The sequence below is a fragment of the Streptomyces sp. Ag109_O5-1 genome (genome assembly GCF_003814875.1).
Classification (GTDB): Bacteria; Actinomycetota; Actinomycetes; order Streptomycetales; family Streptomycetaceae; genus Streptomyces; species Streptomyces sasae.
This window is the reverse complement of the sequence record NZ_RKQF01000001.1, coordinates 1,180,674-1,197,547: the sequence shown is the minus strand read 5'-3', so window position 1 is coordinate 1,197,547 and position 16,874 is coordinate 1,180,674. Positions and strand designations below refer to the sequence as shown.

Sequence of the window (16,874 nt, the reverse complement as noted above, 5' to 3'; positions counted from 1 at the left end):
CATGCCGTGAATGAGGCGCAGTTCGACCAGTTCCGCCAGCAGGTCCAGTACGGGCAGGAAGGAAGCCGCGCCGCAGCTGGACCAGCTGCGGCAGATGGCGCACAACACCCAGTTCATGGACCTGGTCGCGGCCTGCACTCAGTTCACTGTCACCGCCGGAAGGATCGTGCCGAACCTGCGCGGCGAGCACTACGACGACGGCGAGCGGGAGACGATCGGGCGGGGACTTGCGCGGGTGCGGGCGTCGGCCGACTGGATCGAGAACGCGGTCACCCGCGGCGAGGTCGACCTCGACGAGCAGCTTCAGAAGCTGCTGAAGGGCTCGGGCGAGTAGCGATGGGGCGGGGCGTTCCCGCTCACGTCCACGCTGAAGCCGTCCTGTCCGCCCTGATGGAGGCTCGTCCCGCCGGTCTGACGACCGTCCAGCTGACGGCGGCCACCGAGCGCACTCGTGCGCAGGTCCACACCGGGCTCGCCCACCTGCGCCAGGTCGCCGCGGCGAAGGGGCTCCCGCCGGTGACCTGGGACAAGACGTGGGGTTACGGAATGCTGGAGGACGCGCCGGAGGTCTGGATCGGCAACGAGCGGGCGTTCTTCGAGTCGGTCCACCACCGGGTGGAGAACTTCATCGCCGGGATCCTACTGCCGCACCAGAAGAAGAAGCCTGACGATCCCTGCATCCGCACGGTCATGGCGCAGATGGGCGCGATCGAGTCCACCCTGCACCTTCTCGCCAACCTGGAGTGAACCCCCTGGAAAGGCGACGGGCCGCGACCGCTCCGCAGTTGGCTCCCCTTCAGGTCGCGGCCCGGCACCCCGTCATGCTGCTGCCCCGATACCGCTACCCCTCCGACACCAGCGACCTCGAATGGGCCCTCCTGGAACGGCTCCTGCCCACCCCCGCCTGCCAGACCTCCAAGGGCGGGGCCCCGGAGAAGTGGCCCCGACGGCGCGTCGTCGACGCGATCCGCTATATCACCGATAACGGGGCGAAGCGGCGTGCTGCCCTACTCCTGGGGGTCAAGGGGGCGCAGGTTCAAATCCTGTCGTCCCGACCAGCTTTGATGCAGGTCGGAGGCCGTTCTCTCGTTTGCGGGAGGGCGGCTTTTCGTGTTCTGAGAGGGCTGGTGGTCGCAGTATGGTCGCAGGCCGGAGTTGGGGCCGGTCTGCGGTGGCGCTGAAGGGCGGCGGTGTGAGGGAGCGCAGTCGGTTGAGGGCCTTGCGGAGCCGGTGGATGTGGTCGCGCGGTGATCGCAGCCGCGCCAGCGGGGCCCGGCGGTCGGCCTGCCGGGTGAGGTGGCTGTAGATGTTGGCCGTGGTCGACAGAGTGGAGCGGCGCAGGGTCTTGGAGACCACGGTGAGCGGCACGCCGCGGTGATGGTGAGGGTGGCGGCCAGGTGCCGCAGATCGTGAACGGTCACTCGGGGAACGTCGGCTTCCTCGGACAGTTGCCGGAGCCGGTCGAGGACGGAGTGCGGTCGCGGCGGCCGGCCGTCGGGTCGGCAGAAGACGAGTCCGGCGAACGGATCGCCTGGGCATCTGTGGGTGCGGTCTGTGGCGCGGGCCCGGCGTCGGAGAGCGGACGCGACGCGGGGTGAGATGGCCACCCAGTTCTTGCTGGAGAGGGTCTTGGGTGCGGTGATCACGAGGTGGTTGGTGTCGATCGCGGAGAGCGTGCACCGCACGTAGAGAACGCGCTCGGTCAGGTGGACGTCGTCCCAGTGCAGGCCGAGCGCCTCGCCCTTGCGCAGGCCGGAGCCGATGAGGAACTCGAACAGGTCGGCCATGTCCGGGTCGGCCTGGTGGCAGTGCCGGAGGAAGCGGACCGCCTCGTCGGCGGTCCAGATCCGGCGTTCCGGCGCGAGCGGTCGGCGCAGGGCCGGTGGGCTGGCGGGGTTGTGGGCGAGGCGGTGCTGGCGGACGGCATCCCCCAGTGCGCTGGAGCACCGGTAGAGGGTGGTGCGGCCGCGGCCGGCGGCGAGCCGGCCGGTGACGAAGGCGCTGATGTGCCGGTGCCGGAGGTCGTCCAGGCGGAGGCTGCCGAAGGCGGGGACGAGATCGTTGTGGACGTAGTCCCGGTAGCGGGCCATGGTCGTCGGCTTGAGCGCCGGTGCCTTCGCCGCCAGCCAGGTGTTCAGGTAGCCGGCGACGGTCTGGTTCGGGTCGGCGTTGAACCCGCCCGCCTCACCCTCCAGGAACGTCCGCAGCGCTGCCTCGGCGCCGTCGGGGCTGGTGAAGCCACCGCGCCGGACGGTCGTCCGCCGGTGGTGCGGGGCGGGGATGTCGACGGCGAACGTCCACGGCAGCCCGCCAGCAGCAGGCAGGCGAACAGGACGGGGACGGGCGGCACGAGATCGCACGGCATGGTTGCCAGAACGCAGGCCGATCCCGTCAGAAGACGGGTGGAGGCTGAGCAGATGCTCCCCCACCCCGGTGCCGTGTTTCGGCAGCACGGCACGGGGCCAGGCCGGCATGGGGTCGTGCCTGGCCCCGGCGGGTCAGTTCTGGAGCTGCCAGTGCTGGTTCGCACCGCCCGTGCAGTTCCACAGCTGGACTTTCGTCCCGTTCACGGTCCCCTGGCCGTTGGCGTCCAGGCAGAGCCCCGACTGCGCTGCGGTGATCGTGCCGTCGGGATTGACGTTCCATTGCTGGTCCGGCTGCCCGGTGCAGTCCCAGATCGCCGCGGGGGTGCCGTTGCCCGCGGACTGGCCGACGCCCAGGCACTTGTTGCCGTAGACCGTCAGCTGCTTTCCGGTGGCGTATGTCCACCGTTGGTTGGAGCCGCCGTTGCAGTCCCACAGTTGTGCCTGCGTGCCGTTGGCCGTCGTGGAGTTGTTGATGTCGAGGCAGCGCCCCGACTGCTGCCCGACGATCTCCTGGTTGCCGGAGGGCGGTGGCGGCGGCTGGTTCGAGCCGAACTGCGTGAAGAACTGCCACACGGCTGCCGACGTCCAGGTGCGCCAGCCGTCACCGGTGGAACCGTCTATGGGACCGGGGTCATGGCCCGCTCCGTCGAACGCGGCCCAGACGACGGGGTATCCGGACCGGCATCCGGAGTAGGTGGTGATGATGTGCGTCAGGCTTCCGTAGGCCGGCTCGGGCGGGTTCTGCGCGGTGCAGCCGTTCGTCCGGACGAAGGTGTCGCGCAGTTCCCGTCCCGACGCGATGGGCAGCACGTTGTCCCTGAGGCCGTGCAGACCCATGTAGGCGATGGGCTGATTGCCGCCGTTGCACCCGCTGAGGTTCGCGCCGGAGTAGACCGCGACCGCACGGAAGACCGTCGCCCGGGAGCAGGCGAGGGCGTAGGACATCGCACCGCCGTAGCTGAAGCCGGCGGAGAACAACTGGGTGGTGTCGACGCACAGACCTGCTTCCAGCTGGCTGACCATGGCGTCGACGAAGGCCACGTCCTGGCCGCCGGGGTTGGCCCAGCCGTTGCCGTTGCCCTGGGGGGCGACGAAGATCGTGCCGTTGTTCGCGTTGTCCGCCAGGCGCCGCAGGCCGTAGTAGGACCAGTTGTACCCGTCCGTTCCGCCCGAATCGACGTCGCCTGCCGTGCCGCCCCGCCAGTGGAAGCCGAAGATCAGCCGGTAGGGGTGGTTGTTGTCGTACCCGGCGGGGACGCGCAGGATGTAACTGCGTGTCTGGCCGCCGCTCTGGATCGTGTGGGTGCCGCTGGTCAGGGCCGGGGCCTTGCCGCAGCCGGCGGTCGCCTGGAGGGCGCCGGTGGTCGTGGCCGACGCGGGCGTCCCGAGGCCGCTGCTGAACGAGGAGCCCGCAGCCGACAGGACGAGAAGTAACGCAGCCGCGATGGACGTCAAGAATGGTGTGCGTTTCATGCACTCCTTCTTCCGTGGTGGGGGGAGGGGTGGACAGGGCGCGTCGGTCGCCGGGGCGGTCACACGCCGGTGATGGTCCATGCGTTGTTGGTGCTGGAGTTCGGCGTCCACAGCACCGCGGTCGAGCCCACCGCGGTGCTGCCGCTGCCGTCGAGCGCGGTGCCGGTGCCGCGGTTGACGATCTGGTAGCGGTCACCGCCGACGCCGACCAGCGACCACTGCTGGTTGTTGCCGCCGTTCCACGTCTCCTGCCGGGCGGGAGCGCCGTTGGCGGAGTTGCCCCAGCTGTCGGCGGCCATGCCGTTGGCGCGGTTGATGATGCGGTAGTAGCCGTTGCCGAGGTCGATCAGCTGCCACTGCAGGTTGGCGCTGCCGTCGTAGTTCCACTGCTTGAGGTTGGAACCGGAGACGACATTGCCCCCGCTGTCGAGCACCAGCCCGCTGGTCACGTTGGCGATCTTCACCCAGGTCGTCGAGCCGCCCGGTGCGCCCAGGACGGGAATCTCGCCGGAGAAGGTGAGCTTGACCGTGTACGCCAGTGCGCTGAACGGCGGGTTCGACGAGGGCATGGCCAGGTGCAGGCCGGTGCCGTCCTGCGTCGGGGTGGGCAGGTTGAGGTAGGTGCCGGTGGTGTTGTTCAGCAGTTGGGCGCCGGTCAGGCTGCTGAGGTTGATCCGGTTGGAGTTCAGCGTCGTGATGGTCGTGGTACCGCCCTGCCAGCCCAGCGTGGTGGCGTAGAGCACCTTGTTGTCCTGGCTGCGGGTGAACCGGATGTCCTTCGGAGTGCCGGCCACCGGGCCGCTGAACGAGCCTCCGCCCATCGGCGTGGGGCCCTCGCCGTAACTGGTCCAGGAGCGGGTGCCGTAGACCGCCTCTCCGAAGCGGCCGAGCCAGTCCCCCATGGCGAGCAGGATCGACTGCTGTCCGGAGGGGATGGTGCCGTCGGCCATCGGGGCGATGTTCAGCAGCATGGTGCCGCCCTTGCTGACGCGGTCGATCAGCGAGTGCAGCAGTGCCTGCGTCGAGTAGTAGCCGATGCCCGCCGTGTAGCACCAGCTGGAGGAGGAGATGCTGTCGTCGGTCAGCCAGTACGGGGTGAGCAGTCCTGCCGGGCCGCCGCGCTCGAAGTCGAAGACCTCGCCCTTGTTGTCGAGGCCGTCCTTGTAGGTCGCGGCCACGTCCTTGTTCCAGGAGACGGCCTGGTTGTAGTAGTGCGCGAGGAACTGGAGCCGGTAGGACTCCTGCACCAGGTTCAGGTCGAAGTCCTGCCAGAGCAGGTCGGGCTGGTAGGTGTCGATGACCTCGACCAGTTTGTCGTACCAGAGCTTGTTCTCCGCGGCCGAGCCCTGCTGGCCGAAAAGGATGCGCAGGGCCGGGTCCGACTGCGACGGCACGTGGTCGTAGTAGCCGTTGAAGTGGTAGGCGTGGTGCAGGGACGCCATGAACTTCAGGCCCTGCCCGCGGATGGCCTGCGCGTGCAGCCCCACCAGGTCGAGTCCTGGGCCGTGCCGGACGGAGTTCCACGGGTTGGCGCGGCTGTTCCACATGGAGAAGCCGTCGTGGTGCTCGGCGACCGGTCCTGCGAACCGCGCGCCCGCGGCCTTGAACAGCCGCGCCCAGGCGTCCGGGTCCCAGTGGCCGCCCTGCGAGGCGAGCTTGGGGGCGAACTGCACGAAGTTGCCCGCCTTGTCGCGGGCTCCGTCGATGAAGTTGTTGTACGGCCATGCCGAGGGGTCGCCGTAGGTGTCGATGTGGTGCCGGTTCTCGGCCGAGCCGCCCACGTACATGTTGCGCGGGTACCACTCGTTGCCGAACGCGGGGACGCTGAAGACGCCCCAGTGGTAGTAGATGCCGAACTTGGCGTCCTTGAACCAGGCCGGAGCCGGGGGGTGCTGGTCCACGGAGGACCAGCTCGCGGTGTAGCTCGCGGGGCCGTCGGTCGCGGCGGCCTCGGGGGCGAACCGCAGCAGGCCGAGGACCGTGGCCGCGCCGGTCGCCGCCAGCAGCCGGCGCCGGCTGATCGGATGGGGGGAGGAGGTCATGCGGGCCTCTCAGCATCATTGACGGGGTGGGTGGTCTCGGATCTCAGCGGTCACCGGATCAGTTGCGCGCCCACTTCTGGTTGCTGCCGCCGCTGCAGGTCCACAGCTCCAGCAGGGTGCCGTTGGCCGTTCCCGCGCCGGTGGCGTCCAGGCACAGGCCGGACTGGGCACCGGTGATCGTTCCGTCGGCGTTGAGCGTCCACTTCTGGTTGCTGCCGCCGTCGCAGGTCCAGATGTCGACCTTGGTGCCGGGACTGGTGCCGCCGCCCGAGGCGTCCAGGCAGGCGCTGCCGTAGACCCGCAGTTCACCGGCCGAGGTGCTCGTCCACTGCTGGTTGCTGCCGCCGTTGCAGTCCCACAGCTCCACCTGGGTGCCGGACGTCTGCGACTGGTTCGGCACGTCCACGCACCGGCCGGAGGCGGCCCCGACGATCGCGGCGGTCGTGCCGCCGCCGGGTCCGCCGCTGCCGGGGGTGAGGGACAGGTTGTCGAACTGTGCCGTCTCGCCCTGACTGGTCGCGTAGCCCGCCTGACCGCCGGCCCAGGTGCGGTCGCTGACGGAACCGACCGTGGAACCGTCGACGACGGCGGTCAGGGTGGTGCCGGAGAAGGTCAGCGCCAGGGTGTGCCACCGGTTGGTGCCCAGCGCCGCGGTATTGCCGTGGGCGAGGGTGGAGACGTTGCCGTTGGTGTTGGAGTTCAGGATCGACCAGGCACCTGTGTCGCTGACCCGCAGGTGGTAGGCGTTCAGTCCTCCGGTGCTGCTGTAGTCCTGCCCGCCCGCGCGCCCTATCAGCTCGGCGTATCCCGGCTGTTCGAGCAGCACGTCGGACGAGACGGTGTAGTTGCTCCAGCCGGTGTCACCGAGCAGGGCGTGCGGGTCGGACAGTGCGTCCCAGGTGATCGGTTTCTGCGGGCTCATCTGGCGCACGCACTTGCCGCTGCGGCCACCGCCGCAGCCCGCCACCTCGAAGGCGCCCTGCCAGTCCATGAGGTACTTCGCCTCGGTGCCGGTGGCGTAGCCGTCGAAGGAGTCGCTGTACGGCATGCTCATCGTGCCCTGGGCGGGGCCGGTGGCGGTGCCCTTGCCCTGGCCGGTCGTGGTGGTCAGGGTGTAGACGTGATGGGGCTGCACGGTCAGGCTGAAGCCGCCGCCGGACGGGGTGATGTCCGTGGTGTGCACGAAGTAGTCGGCCGGGTTGCCGGAGTTGACGTCGGTCGACCAGACGTGGACGGCTGCGGTGGACAGCCCTCCGGTGACGTCGAAGTTCAGCGTCTGGGCGCTGCCGGCGTCCATGGTCTCGATGACCGTGGACCAGTCGGAGTTGTTCGGGGACTTCAGCGAGACGTAGCTGCCGTTGTTCCGGTTGCCGCCGATGTAGCCGCTGGAGGCGTCGAGGTACTTCCAGCCCGGGGCCGTGAACTGGCTGGTGTGCGCCATCACCCAGGTGTTCTTGCCGATCGCGTAGTGGCCGGACCACGGCTGCGAGGCCAGGGCGAGGCCCATGGTGGGATACGGCAGGTTGGGCGTGATCGCCGCGACCACCGGCCAGTTGAGATACGCGGTCATCCGGCCGTCGATGTATCCGCGGTTGATACCGCGGGCCATGGCCGGCGCTCCCGCGTTGTAGTCGTCCGAGCCGTTCTCGCTCGCCCACAGCGACTTTCCGGACGACGTGGCGGCCGACGGCACCGAGCAGTTGGACTGGGAGGAGCGGTAGCCGCAGGGGTAGTGCGTGCCGATGACGTTCACCGCGGCGGCGAACGCCGGGTTGGAGTCGACGTCGCCCGCCACGTTCCAGTCCGAGTCGGCCGCTACGATCTTGATGCTGCCGTAGCCGTTGGAATTGAGCGCGCTGCGCAGTTGCTCGTACCAGGAGATGTTGTAGCCGCGCTCGTTCCAGCCGCCGAGGTAGTCGATGGTGAGGCCGTGCTGCTTGGCGCAACCCAGCCATGAGACCAGGTAGTTGACCATGTCGGTGGACCAGAAGTTCCCGCCGCCGATCCAGCCGGGGGCGCCCCAGGCGAGGCCGTACAGCTTGATGTCCGGGTTGCGGGCCTTGGCCTGCTCCATCAGCCACCATTCGTAGCCGCGGTCGCAGTTCAGGTCGGAGCGGGCGTGCTGGTGGCTGGGCTCGGCTCCCGAGGTGGAGTTGGTGTCTCCGCCGATCTCGGCCTTGAGGATCTGCAGGGAGGCTCCGTAGCCGGGCCGGAAGAGGTAGTCGAGGATCTGGCCGCGCTGGGGCTCGGGGTAGTCGATCAGGAGTCTGCTGTTGCCGCCTCCGCCGCTGATCGCGCCGACGCCGTCGAAGGTCCGTCCGCCGGACGCGCCGTTGACGGTGATGGAGGTGGCGGCATGGGCCGTAGCGGCGGCCGTGCCGACGAGGCCGCCGGCGGCCAGGACGAGGCCCGCGAGCACGGCCGTCGAGGCGCGCAGGCGCCGTAACAGCCGTCTGAATGCTGACACGGTGGGGTTCCTTTCGCAGGTCGGTGGGGTTCGCGGTCCGCGTCGGGGGTGCGGTATCAGCGGACGGCGAAGTCCTGGTTGGTGCCCGGCGCGTTCTTGCACTGCCACTGGTCCAGCTGCTGGCCCGCATTGCCGCCGGCGCCGTAGACGTCCAGGCACAGACCGCTGTTGCGGTTCTGGAAGGCGTAGGTGCCGTCGGACTGGCGCACGGGCAGCCAGAGGGCGGCCGCCGCCGTGCCGGGGGCCTGCTGGACGATGTCCGGGGTGCCTGCCGCCGTGGAGCTGCCGGCGACCGCCACGTCCTGGCCGGAGCTCTGGGCGCGCAGTTCGCCGTAGCCGTCCGAGGCCGGCACGAACCGGAACTGCTGGTTGCTCTGCCCGCCGCAGGTCCACTGGTCGATCGCGGCGCCCGCGGTGCCGGAGTTGCCGTACACGTCCAGGCACAACTGGTCGCTTGCGAACACGAGTTGGTGGTAGCCGTCCGGGAAGCCCCCGCCGCCGGACGATGCCGGGGTCAGATAGACGGCGAAGGCGTCGTGCGAGGCCTGGAACGTGAACGGCACGGTGACCGAGCCGCCCGAGGCGCTCAGGTTCTGGTCGTACACGGTCTGCGGCGCACCCAGCGGCGCCTGGTCCGGGATGCGGTGCACGGTGACGTGGACGCTGCCGGCGTTCGTCAGCCAGGGGACGGACGACAGTCCGCTGAAGGTCACGGATGCGGCGCCGGTGTAGCCGTTGGAGTCGCCGATGACGGCCACCGCGCGCCCGGCGGCGGAGTCCTCGGAGGCCGCGATGGCCGTCGAGCCGACCTGGCCGGAGGTGTCGACGAGGGTGCCGGTCATGTCGGCGTAGTCCCGAAGCGCCCACCAGTTGCCGGTCGGCTGCCAGCTGCCCCCGCTCTGGGTGAGGACTCCCGTCAGGTTGGGGGTGACGCAGCATACCCAGTTGCCGCGCATCGCGTTGGCGTACCCGGACTGTGCGAACCGTGCCAGGTACCACGCGGTCACCCCGGCGGTCTGCCGGTCGGCCGGCTGGTACTCGTTGGCGGACAGCGGCCGCGGACCGATACCCGCCGCGCTGAGGGAACTGTTGAGTGCCTGCGCGACGGTGACGGGGTCGTCGACATCGCCCTCGTCGTGGTTGGTGATCATGTCCGGCACCGTCCCGGCCGCCTTCACGTGGGCGAGCCAGGTCTGCCACTCACCCGGGTTGCGCTGCGGGGTGAACGCGAGGGACGGTCCCACGATCTGCGCGCCGGGGGCGATGCGCCGGATCTCCCGGTAGGCGGTGTCCCACATCTGGAAGTACTGGGCGCTGTTGACACCGCGGGTCCAGAAGTAGGAGATGTCGGGCTCGTTCCAGATGTCGTAGGAGAATTTCAGTCCCGACGCTTGGAGCGCTCCCACGGTGGAGTCGATGAAGCTGATCCAGTTCGCGCAGTTGCCGTTGTCGCACGGGTATGTCGTGTTGGACGGCTGGCCGCCGTTCGCGCCGTAGATGTCACTGACGAGCACCTGGTACTGCGCGTGGTACGGCGGCTGGGTCAGCCGTTTCGCCTGCGCGATGATCGAGTCGACGTCGGCCCGACTGGCCGCACCGTACTGGTAGTTGTCCTTGATCCAGCCGCCGGAGAACCAGCCCCCGCCGCGGAACGCGTTGATCCCCAGCGGCTGGATGAACTGGTCCACAGGTTGGCTGCCGTCCTGGGTGAAGCCGTAGAGAAACCCCTCACCCACACCGGTCGACGGGCCTCGCGTCGACGCCAGATTCACGCTCAGCGCCTCGCCCGCGGCGGCACGGCTCCCGGCGGCCGACAGCAGCTGCAGCACGAACGCCAACACGACGCCGACGGTGAGCAGCACACGGCGGCCCCTCGCTCGCGTCCTCATACGGACCTCCTATGGGCCGGCGGTTCAGCGATAAAGCGATACAGTGATTCGTCGGGTCAGCTCAGCGACCACTTCTGGTTGGATCCGCCGTTGCAGGTCCACAGCTGTACGAGGCTGCCGTTGGCGGTGGCGGCGCCGGTCACGTCCAGACACAGGCCGGACTGGGCACTGGTGACCGTGCCGTTGGCGCTGAGGTTCCACTGCTGGTTGGTCTGGCCGTTGCAGGGCCAGGTGATGACCTTCGTGCCCGGGCTGGTGCCCTTGTCGTAGGCGTCCAGGCACAGTTGGCTGCTGCCGGAGTACACGGTGAGCTGGTGGGACGCGGTCGCGGTCCACGTCTGGTTCACCGCGCCGTTGCAGTCCCAGATCTGCGGCTGCGTACCCGCTGTCGTGGATGCGCCCGGCACGTCGAGACACTTGGCCGCACCCACCGCGTGCACGGCACCTGTCGTGCCACTACCGCTTCCCGACCCGTAGTTGGCGGCGGTGATGGCGGCCTGGACCGCGTTCTCGGTGGCGCCGGACGGATAGCCGGCCGTGATCGCGCCTTCGAAGAACTCGCCCACGCCGTTGGGACTGTTGTCGCCCCCGGTGCCGAGCAGGACCGAACTGTCGACCTTCATCGGTGAGTAGCCGTTCGGCAGGGGACCGGAGAAGGTGGTGGTCAGGCCGCCGCCGCTGCCGTTGCCGTATTTGAGGGTGAAGTTGCTGGTGCCGTTGTTCTTCAGCCATGCGCTGACGAACGGATAGTGCACACCGGGGTTGTTCGGGTCCTTGTTGGAGCCGGTGTTGGTGTGGAACATGCCGTTCTCCAGGTCGGCCTCGACCCACGGGCCGCTGCCGGTGCAGCCGTTGAACCAGCAGGCATTGCCCCAGTAGATGGCGTTCATGGTGGCGTTGCCGGTGTCGGTGTGGGAGTTCTCGCCGCTGCCGTAGTCGAAGCAGCACCACTGGTTGGTGTAGTTCGACGAGGTCACCATGTAGATGCCCTCGGGCTGGGAGCCGGTGGGCACGCCGCTCGCGTGGTCGAGACGGTAACCGACACCCGGGGTGACCTTGACACCGAACACCTGGTGGCCGCCCGCGGTCACCGGCAGGGCCATGGCGTCGGCCCCGACGTCGGATCCGTTCGGACCCGGGCCCTTCCAGTAGCCGCCCCAGGAGATCGGCATGTCGTTGTGCTTGGCGGTCTGGTCGTAGATTTTCGTGATCGTGCACGAGGTGCCCGCGCAGAACGACACCTGGGAGGCGGCGTCGGCGTACCCGCCCGCGGCGAGCACTCCGACGTCGCGGTAGCTGTGGTCGGAGGACCGCTGGATCTGGTACAGCGGCCCGTTGTACGCCGCGAAGAGTGCCCTGGTGGTGGCGTGCGCCGTCACGCACGGCGTGCCGCCCGCCGCGTAGAGGTCGCACGGAAGCGATGCGTCCGCCGCGGGCGCGGCTGCGTGGACGCCGGCAGGTGTGCCGGTCCGCGCGGAGGTGGCGAACGAGGGTGTCCCGAGCGCGGCCAGGGCCATCGCCAGGGCGATCAGGAGCACGGCCGGGAAACGCCTTCGGCGGCGATCGGTTGCTGATCCGGGCAAGAAGACCTCCTGAGTGGCGGTGCCGCCGTACGGCGGCACCGAAGCTGCCGGTGGCCGCGGGGAGGACGGGGTCATCCCAGCGTCCACCGCTGGCTGCTGCCGCCGTTGCATGTCCACAGCTGGGCGAGGGTTCCGTCAGCCGTGGCCCCGTCGGTGACGTCCAGGCACAGGCCGGACTGGGCGCCGGTGATCGTGCCGTCGGAGTTGAGCGTCCACTGCTGGTTGCGCTGGCCGTTGCAGGACCAGATCTCCACCTTCGTGCCCGGCGTGGTCTGGTTGTTGTACGCGTCGAGACACATCTGGCCGCTGCCTGAGTAGACGGTGAGCTGGTCGGTGCCGGTGTGCGTCCAGGTCTGGTTGGCGCCGCCGTTGCAACTCCAGATCTCCACCTGGGTGCCCGCGGTCGTGGTGGAGTTCGGTACGTCCAGGCACTTGCCCGCGCCGACCGCGTGCAGCGGGCCGGTCACGCTGGTGCCGCCGCCACCGCTGGTGCCGCCCGCGACCCGGTACATGACCGTGCCGTGCGCCGGTACCGAGGCGCTGATGGTTCCGGAGGTGGTCGAGGACGCGCCCGACCACAGGTCGGTGAGGGTGTAGGCGGACGCCCCGGTCTTCCCGACCGCTGCCGCGGTGGTGGTGATGGTCGCCGTGGAGCCCGTCTCGTTGAACAGCGCCACCGACACGTCCCCGTTGGCCAGCGGCTTGGCCAGCACGTCCAGGCCGCCCGAGGAGGACACCATGGTCCCCTGCTTGCCGAGGGAGTCCTGGTCGACCGCGATCACCCGGGAGTTGGTCAGGACGGACAGGGTGTCGGCGCTGGCCGAGGGGATGTTGGTGCCCGCGATCAGCGGCGCGGCCATCTCTGCCCAGAGACTGAACTCACTGCGGCTCTCGGTGGCCGTCATCGAGCCGTTGCCGACCTCGAGCATGTCCGGGTCGTTCCAGTGGCCGGGGCCCGCGTAGGAGGCCAGGCCCACGTTGCTGTGGAAGATCGACAGCATGCTGGAGAAGGTCGGGCTGATGTCCCCGGTGGTGCGCCAGCTGTTGCCCACGTCCGCGCCCCAGGTCCACACGTTCTCCTGGCCCCAGTTGCACAGGCTGTACAGGATCGGCCGTCCGGTGGCCGCCAGGGCGTCCCGCATCGCCGTGTACCGGGTCCGCGCCGGCACACCGGTGTTGTTGCAGTTGTCGTACTTCAGGTAGTCCACGCCCCACGCCGCGAACGACTGCGCGTCCGTGGTCTCGTGGCCCAGGCTGCCCGGGTATCCCGCACAGGTCGCGGTGCCCGCGTCCTCGTAGATCCCCAGCTTCAGCCCCAGCGAGTGCACGTAGTCCGCGGTGCCCTTGATGCCGTCGGGGAACTTCGCCGGGTCCGGCACCAGGTGGCCGCCGGAGTCCCGGCTGTGGGTCATCCAGCAGTCGTCGATGTTGACGTACGCATAGCCGGCCGCCTGCATGCCGTTGGTGTGCATCGCCTGGGCGGTGGACTTGATCAGCGACTCGGAGACGTTGCAGCCGTACGCGTTCCAGTCGTTGAAGCCCATCTGCGGGGTCGGCGCGAGCCCGTTGCCGAGTGCGGCGGCGGGCTGCGCCGTGCCGAGGGAGAGGAGGGGAGCGGTCGCGGTGAGCAGCACGGCCGAGAAGGCGAGCGCCAGGGTTCTGCGCAGGGAACGTAGCGGGGGCAGCGACCGAGGACGCCTGGCTCTCACAGTGCTCGTGGGCATAAGACATCGACTCCTGGGGCGAGGTGGGGAGCTGGGTGCGGGTCAGCGATAGCCGGCGGCGGTGATGTTGGCCTGCACCGCGTTGTCGGCCGCGTCGGAGGGGTAGCCGGCGACCATGGCTCCCTCGTAGAAGGTGCCGGCGCTCAGGTTGGCGCCGCCGCCGGGCTTGCAGCAGTCGCCGCCGCTGCCCAGCACGATGGCCCCTTGTTTCTTCATGGGGCTGTATCCGCCGGGCAACCCGCCGTCCCACAGGGTGGTCAGGGCGCCGGACTGGGCGTTGCCGCCCTTGAGGGCGAACCGCGACGTGCCGTTGTTCTTCAGCATCGCGGTGACGAACTTGCTCGAAAACGCCCGCTGGTTGGGGTTCCAGGACTGGCTGCCGCCGGGGTACAGGCCCCATTCGAGATCGGCCTGCACCCAGGGGCCGCTGCCCGAACAGCCGCCGAACCAGCACTGGGTGCCGAAGTTGATCGCGTCCATCGCCCCGGCGGCGTCGGCCTTCCTGGTCGTCTCGCTGTTGCCGTAGTCGAAGCAGCAGCCGTTGTTGACGTGAGTGCCGCTGGTCACCATGTACGCCCCTTCGGGTGCGGCACCGGTCGGTACGCCCGTCAGATGGCCGTCCCGCCAGTAGCTGTTGCCGGGGTTGATGTACAGCGAGTACGCCTTGCTGCCGCCGGCCGTCAGCGACTCGGACGTCGCCTTCGCCGGACTGCTCTGACTCGACCCCGGGACCTGGGCCGATCCCTGGTACCACAGGTCGTTGCCGTGCCCGGACTGGTCGCGGACGACCGTGATCACGCACGAGGTGCCCGCGCAGAACGCGTCCTGCGCCGCCGCGTCGGCGAAGCCGCCCGCCGCCAGGACGCCGATGTCCCTGGTGGCGTTGTCCGAGGTGCGCCTGACCTGGTAGAGGGAACCGTTGTACGAACCGTAGAGCGCCCGCACGGTGCTGTGCGCGGCCACGCACGGCGTACCGCCCGCGGCGTAGATGTCGCACGGGCCCGCCCCACCGGTCGGAGGCGGCGGTGCCGACGTGGTCCACTTCTGGTTGCTCTGGCCGTTGCAGGTCCACAGGATGACCGCGGTGCCGTCGGCCGTTCCCGCCCCGCTCACGTCCAGGCAGAATCCGGAGGCGACGCCGGTGACGGACCCGTCGGAGTTCTGTCGCCAGACCTGGGTCGCCCGCCCGTCGCACCCCCGGATGACCACCGGGGCTCCGGGAGCCGTCCGGGTGTCGTAGGCGTCCACGCACCGGGTGCCGTTCATCGTCCTCAGCTCACCCGCCGCCGTGAACTCGAACGCCTGGTTGGCCTGGTCGTTGCAGTCCCAGACCTCCAGCCCCGTGCCCGGCGTGTCGACGTTGCCCTTGACGTCCAGGCACCGCCCCGACGCCGAACTCACCAGGGCTGCCGCGGACGTCGGCGCCGACCAGGTCGGCGCGGTCGCCAGCAACATGGCCAGCAGCGCCATCACGGATACGGCGGCCGCGGCCGGTAAGCGTGACGCACGAGCCGCGGGGCTGCGGTGCGGAGCGGATGGAGGCTGCATTCTGTGTCCTCGGATATGCGGGGGAAGGAGGGGACGGAGAGTGCCGTGCACGCACAGGGAACACTCAGACATCCCATGTCGCATAGTGATCCCACAGGGCTATGGCGCTGTCAATAGAAGTTTCCGGGCCTTTCAGGGGGTGATCCATCCCATGTTTGTCCTGGTCGGGCCGCTCTGAGGGCAGCCGAAACCTGCGTCCGGCGGCGACCGCAGTGCCGGGCGCAGGCGTTCGTCGGGGGATCAGGTGCGAGCGCTGGGTGTCGATCGCCTCACCTGAAGTTCCAGTGCTGGTTGGCGCCGCCGTTGGAGTCCCAGACCTGGACGGGGCTCCCGTTGGCGCTCTGCCCCGCGGGGACCTCCAGCGCGCGGCCGGAGGCCACGTTGATCAGGGTGTACGAACCGTCGCCGTTCTGGGTGGCCCGCCAGTGCTGGTTCGCACCGCCGTTGTTGTCCCAGATCGTCATCCGCGTGCCGTTGCCGGTCTGGCCACCGGGCTCGTCCAGCACCCGCCCACTGGCGATGGTGGTCAGCGTGTACGAGCCGTCGCTGTTCTGGTTCGCCCGCCACTGCTGGTTCGCGGCGCTCCCGTTGGCGTCCCAGACCTGCACCGGCGTGCCGTTCCCGGTCTGCCCGCTCGGCACGTCCAGCACCCGCCCCGCGGAGGCCACGCTCACCTGGTACACCTGGCCCGAGACGATGCCGCCGCCAGGGTTCCCCGAACCGCCGCCGCCCAGCGCGGACAGGACCGCGTCGTAGGCGGGCTTCTTGTTGCCGTTGTTGTCGAACAGCAGCGGGTTCTCCCCGCTGCGCCAGGAGTCGCTGTCCCGGATGCCCCACACGGTGATGCCGGTGCAACGGGCCACGTTCATGCACGCCTTGACGGTGTTGGCGTATGCCGTCGGTGACGCCTGGGCGATGTCCAGCTCGGTGATCTGGACGTCCACGCCAAGGGCGGCGAAGTTCGACAGCGTGGTCTGGAAGCTCGACGGCGGACCGCCGGTGCCGAAGTGGGACTGGAAGCCGACGCAGTCGATGGGCACGCCCCGGGACTTGAAGTCGCGCACCATGTTGTAGACGCCCTGGGTCTTGGCGTCGCTCCAGTTCTCGATGTTGTAGTCGTTGTAGCAGAGCTTGGCCGCCGGGTCGGCCGTCCGCGCGGTGCGGAACGCCTCCTCGATGAAGCCGTTGCCCAGCACGTCCTGGAACACCGAACTGCGGTGCTGGCCGCTGCCGTTGTCGGCGAACGCCTCGTTGACCACGTCCCAGGCGTAGATCTTGCCCTTGAAGTGGTTCATCTCGGTGGTGATGTGGTTGTCCATCACACCGCGCAGGGTGTTCGCGTCCCTGATGGAGCTGACCCAGGACGGGAGTTGGGAGTGCCAGACGAGGGTGTGCCCGCGCATCCTCTGTCCGTGCGCGGCGGCGTGGCCGACGATCTGGTCGCCGGGCCCGAAGTTGAAGTTGCCGCGGGACGGTTCGGTGGTGTCCCACTTCATCTCGTTCTCCGGGGTGATCATGTTGAATTCCCGGTCGAGAATCGTGGAGTACGTCGAGTCGCCGAGCTTGGCGGCGGGCACGGCCGTGCCGAAGTAGCGCCCGCTGTCGGCCGCCGCCGCGCCCAGCGTGCCGGAGGCCGCGTGGGCGGCGGGGCTCCCCGGGCCGGCCAGGGCCAGAGCCGTGCCGGTAGTCAGTCCGGCGGCCAGGGCCAGGACCTTGCGCAGACGGGGCCCTTCGTTGAGCCAGGACATGATGAATCAATCTCCTTGTGGGTGGGGGGAGTTG

9 protein-coding genes, 1 tRNA gene and 3 pseudogenes are annotated in these 16,874 nt (G+C 69.3%); 4 read left to right on the top strand and 9 right to left on the bottom strand.

The genetic code is table 11. The features are described 5' to 3' along the window. Positions 1–10 precede the first annotated feature (10 nt). The 4 genes and pseudogenes from EDD90_RS56810 to EDD90_RS55120 all read left to right on the top strand — a co-directional run bounded on the left by EDD90_RS56810 (position 11) and on the right by EDD90_RS55120 (position 1,058). Positions 11–334, top strand: coding sequence for a DUF6192 family protein (locus EDD90_RS56810; protein ID WP_185149697.1), 324 nt, complete (start codon positions 11–13; stop codon positions 332–334). Between the two features lie 56 nt (positions 335–390). After that, positions 391–747, top strand: coding sequence for a RacP protein (locus EDD90_RS56805; protein WP_185149696.1), 357 nt, complete (start codon positions 391–393; stop codon positions 745–747). Positions 748–821: 74 nt separating this feature from the next. Beyond that, a pseudogene (locus tag EDD90_RS56800) lies at positions 822–989 on the top strand (transposase); the annotation flags it as partial. Then, positions 986–1,058, top strand: a tRNA-OTHER gene (locus EDD90_RS55120). The pseudogene EDD90_RS56800 and the gene EDD90_RS55120, both read left to right, overlap by 4 nt. Before the next feature lie 387 nt (positions 1,059–1,445). Here EDD90_RS55120 and xerC read toward each other — a convergent pair. From xerC to EDD90_RS05390, 9 genes and pseudogenes are all read right to left on the bottom strand, one after another. After that, positions 1,446–2,090, bottom strand: a pseudogene (xerC, locus tag EDD90_RS58855) (tyrosine recombinase XerC); the annotation flags it as partial. A gap of 408 nt (positions 2,091–2,498) precedes the next feature. Continuing rightward, positions 2,499–3,839, bottom strand: a complete 1,341-nt coding sequence (locus EDD90_RS05425) for a ricin-type beta-trefoil lectin domain protein (RefSeq protein WP_123972006.1) — start codon at positions 3,837–3,839, stop codon at positions 2,499–2,501. A gap of 59 nt (positions 3,840–3,898) precedes the next feature. Further along, positions 3,899–5,881 carry an alpha-L-fucosidase gene (locus EDD90_RS05420; protein ID WP_123972005.1) on the bottom strand — a complete coding sequence of 661 codons (1,983 nt, stop codon included), beginning with the start codon at positions 5,879–5,881 and terminating at the stop codon, positions 3,899–3,901. Between the two features lie 58 nt (positions 5,882–5,939). Next, a complete protein-coding gene (locus EDD90_RS05415) occupies positions 5,940–8,348 on the bottom strand; it encodes a ricin-type beta-trefoil lectin domain protein (RefSeq protein ID WP_123972004.1) in 2,409 nt (802 codons plus the stop codon). Positions 8,349–8,404: 56 nt separating this feature from the next. Then, on the bottom strand, positions 8,405–10,237 hold the full coding sequence (locus EDD90_RS05410; RefSeq protein ID WP_123972003.1) for an RICIN domain-containing protein: 1,833 nt from the start codon (positions 10,235–10,237) through the stop codon (positions 8,405–8,407). A 56-nt stretch (positions 10,238–10,293) separates the two neighbouring features. Further along, positions 10,294–11,820 (bottom strand): arabinofuranosidase catalytic domain-containing protein, encoded by a 1,527-nt coding sequence (locus EDD90_RS05405; protein WP_260327651.1) that lies wholly within the window; start codon positions 11,818–11,820, stop codon positions 10,294–10,296. A gap of 71 nt (positions 11,821–11,891) precedes the next feature. Continuing rightward, positions 11,892–13,544 (bottom strand): RICIN domain-containing protein, encoded by a 1,653-nt coding sequence (locus tag EDD90_RS05400; protein ID WP_123972002.1) that lies wholly within the window; start codon positions 13,542–13,544, stop codon positions 11,892–11,894. A gap of 42 nt (positions 13,545–13,586) precedes the next feature. Continuing rightward, a complete protein-coding gene (locus EDD90_RS05395; RefSeq protein WP_123972001.1) occupies positions 13,587–15,014 on the bottom strand; it encodes an arabinofuranosidase catalytic domain-containing protein in 1,428 nt (475 codons plus the stop codon). Between the two features lie 350 nt (positions 15,015–15,364). Beyond that, positions 15,365–16,840: pseudogene (locus EDD90_RS05390) on the bottom strand (endo-1,4-beta-xylanase); the annotation flags it as partial. Between the last annotated feature and the right edge of the window lie 34 nt (positions 16,841–16,874).

Excerpts from the sequence above, each read along its gene's own strand:
- EDD90_RS05410 (WP_123972003.1), bottom strand. The coding sequence starts at position 10,237 with ATGAGGACGCGAGCGAGGGGCCGCCGTGTGCTGCTCACCGTCGGCGTC.
- EDD90_RS56805 (WP_185149696.1), top strand. The coding sequence starts at position 391 with ATGGAGGCTCGTCCCGCCGGTCTGACGACCGTCCAGCTGACGGCGGCC.
- EDD90_RS05425 (WP_123972006.1), bottom strand. The coding sequence starts at position 3,839 with ATGAAACGCACACCATTCTTGACGTCCATCGCGGCTGCGTTACTTCTC.
- EDD90_RS05400 (WP_123972002.1), bottom strand. The coding sequence starts at position 13,544 with ATGCCCACGAGCACTGTGAGAGCCAGGCGTCCTCGGTCGCTGCCCCCG.
- EDD90_RS05395 (WP_123972001.1), bottom strand. The coding sequence starts at position 15,014 with ATGGCGCTGCTGGCCATGTTGCTGGCGACCGCGCCGACCTGGTCGGCG.
- EDD90_RS56810 (WP_185149697.1), top strand. The coding sequence starts at position 11 with ATGAGGCGCAGTTCGACCAGTTCCGCCAGCAGGTCCAGTACGGGCAGG.
- EDD90_RS05420 (WP_123972005.1), bottom strand. The coding sequence starts at position 5,881 with ATGACCTCCTCCCCCCATCCGATCAGCCGGCGCCGGCTGCTGGCGGCG.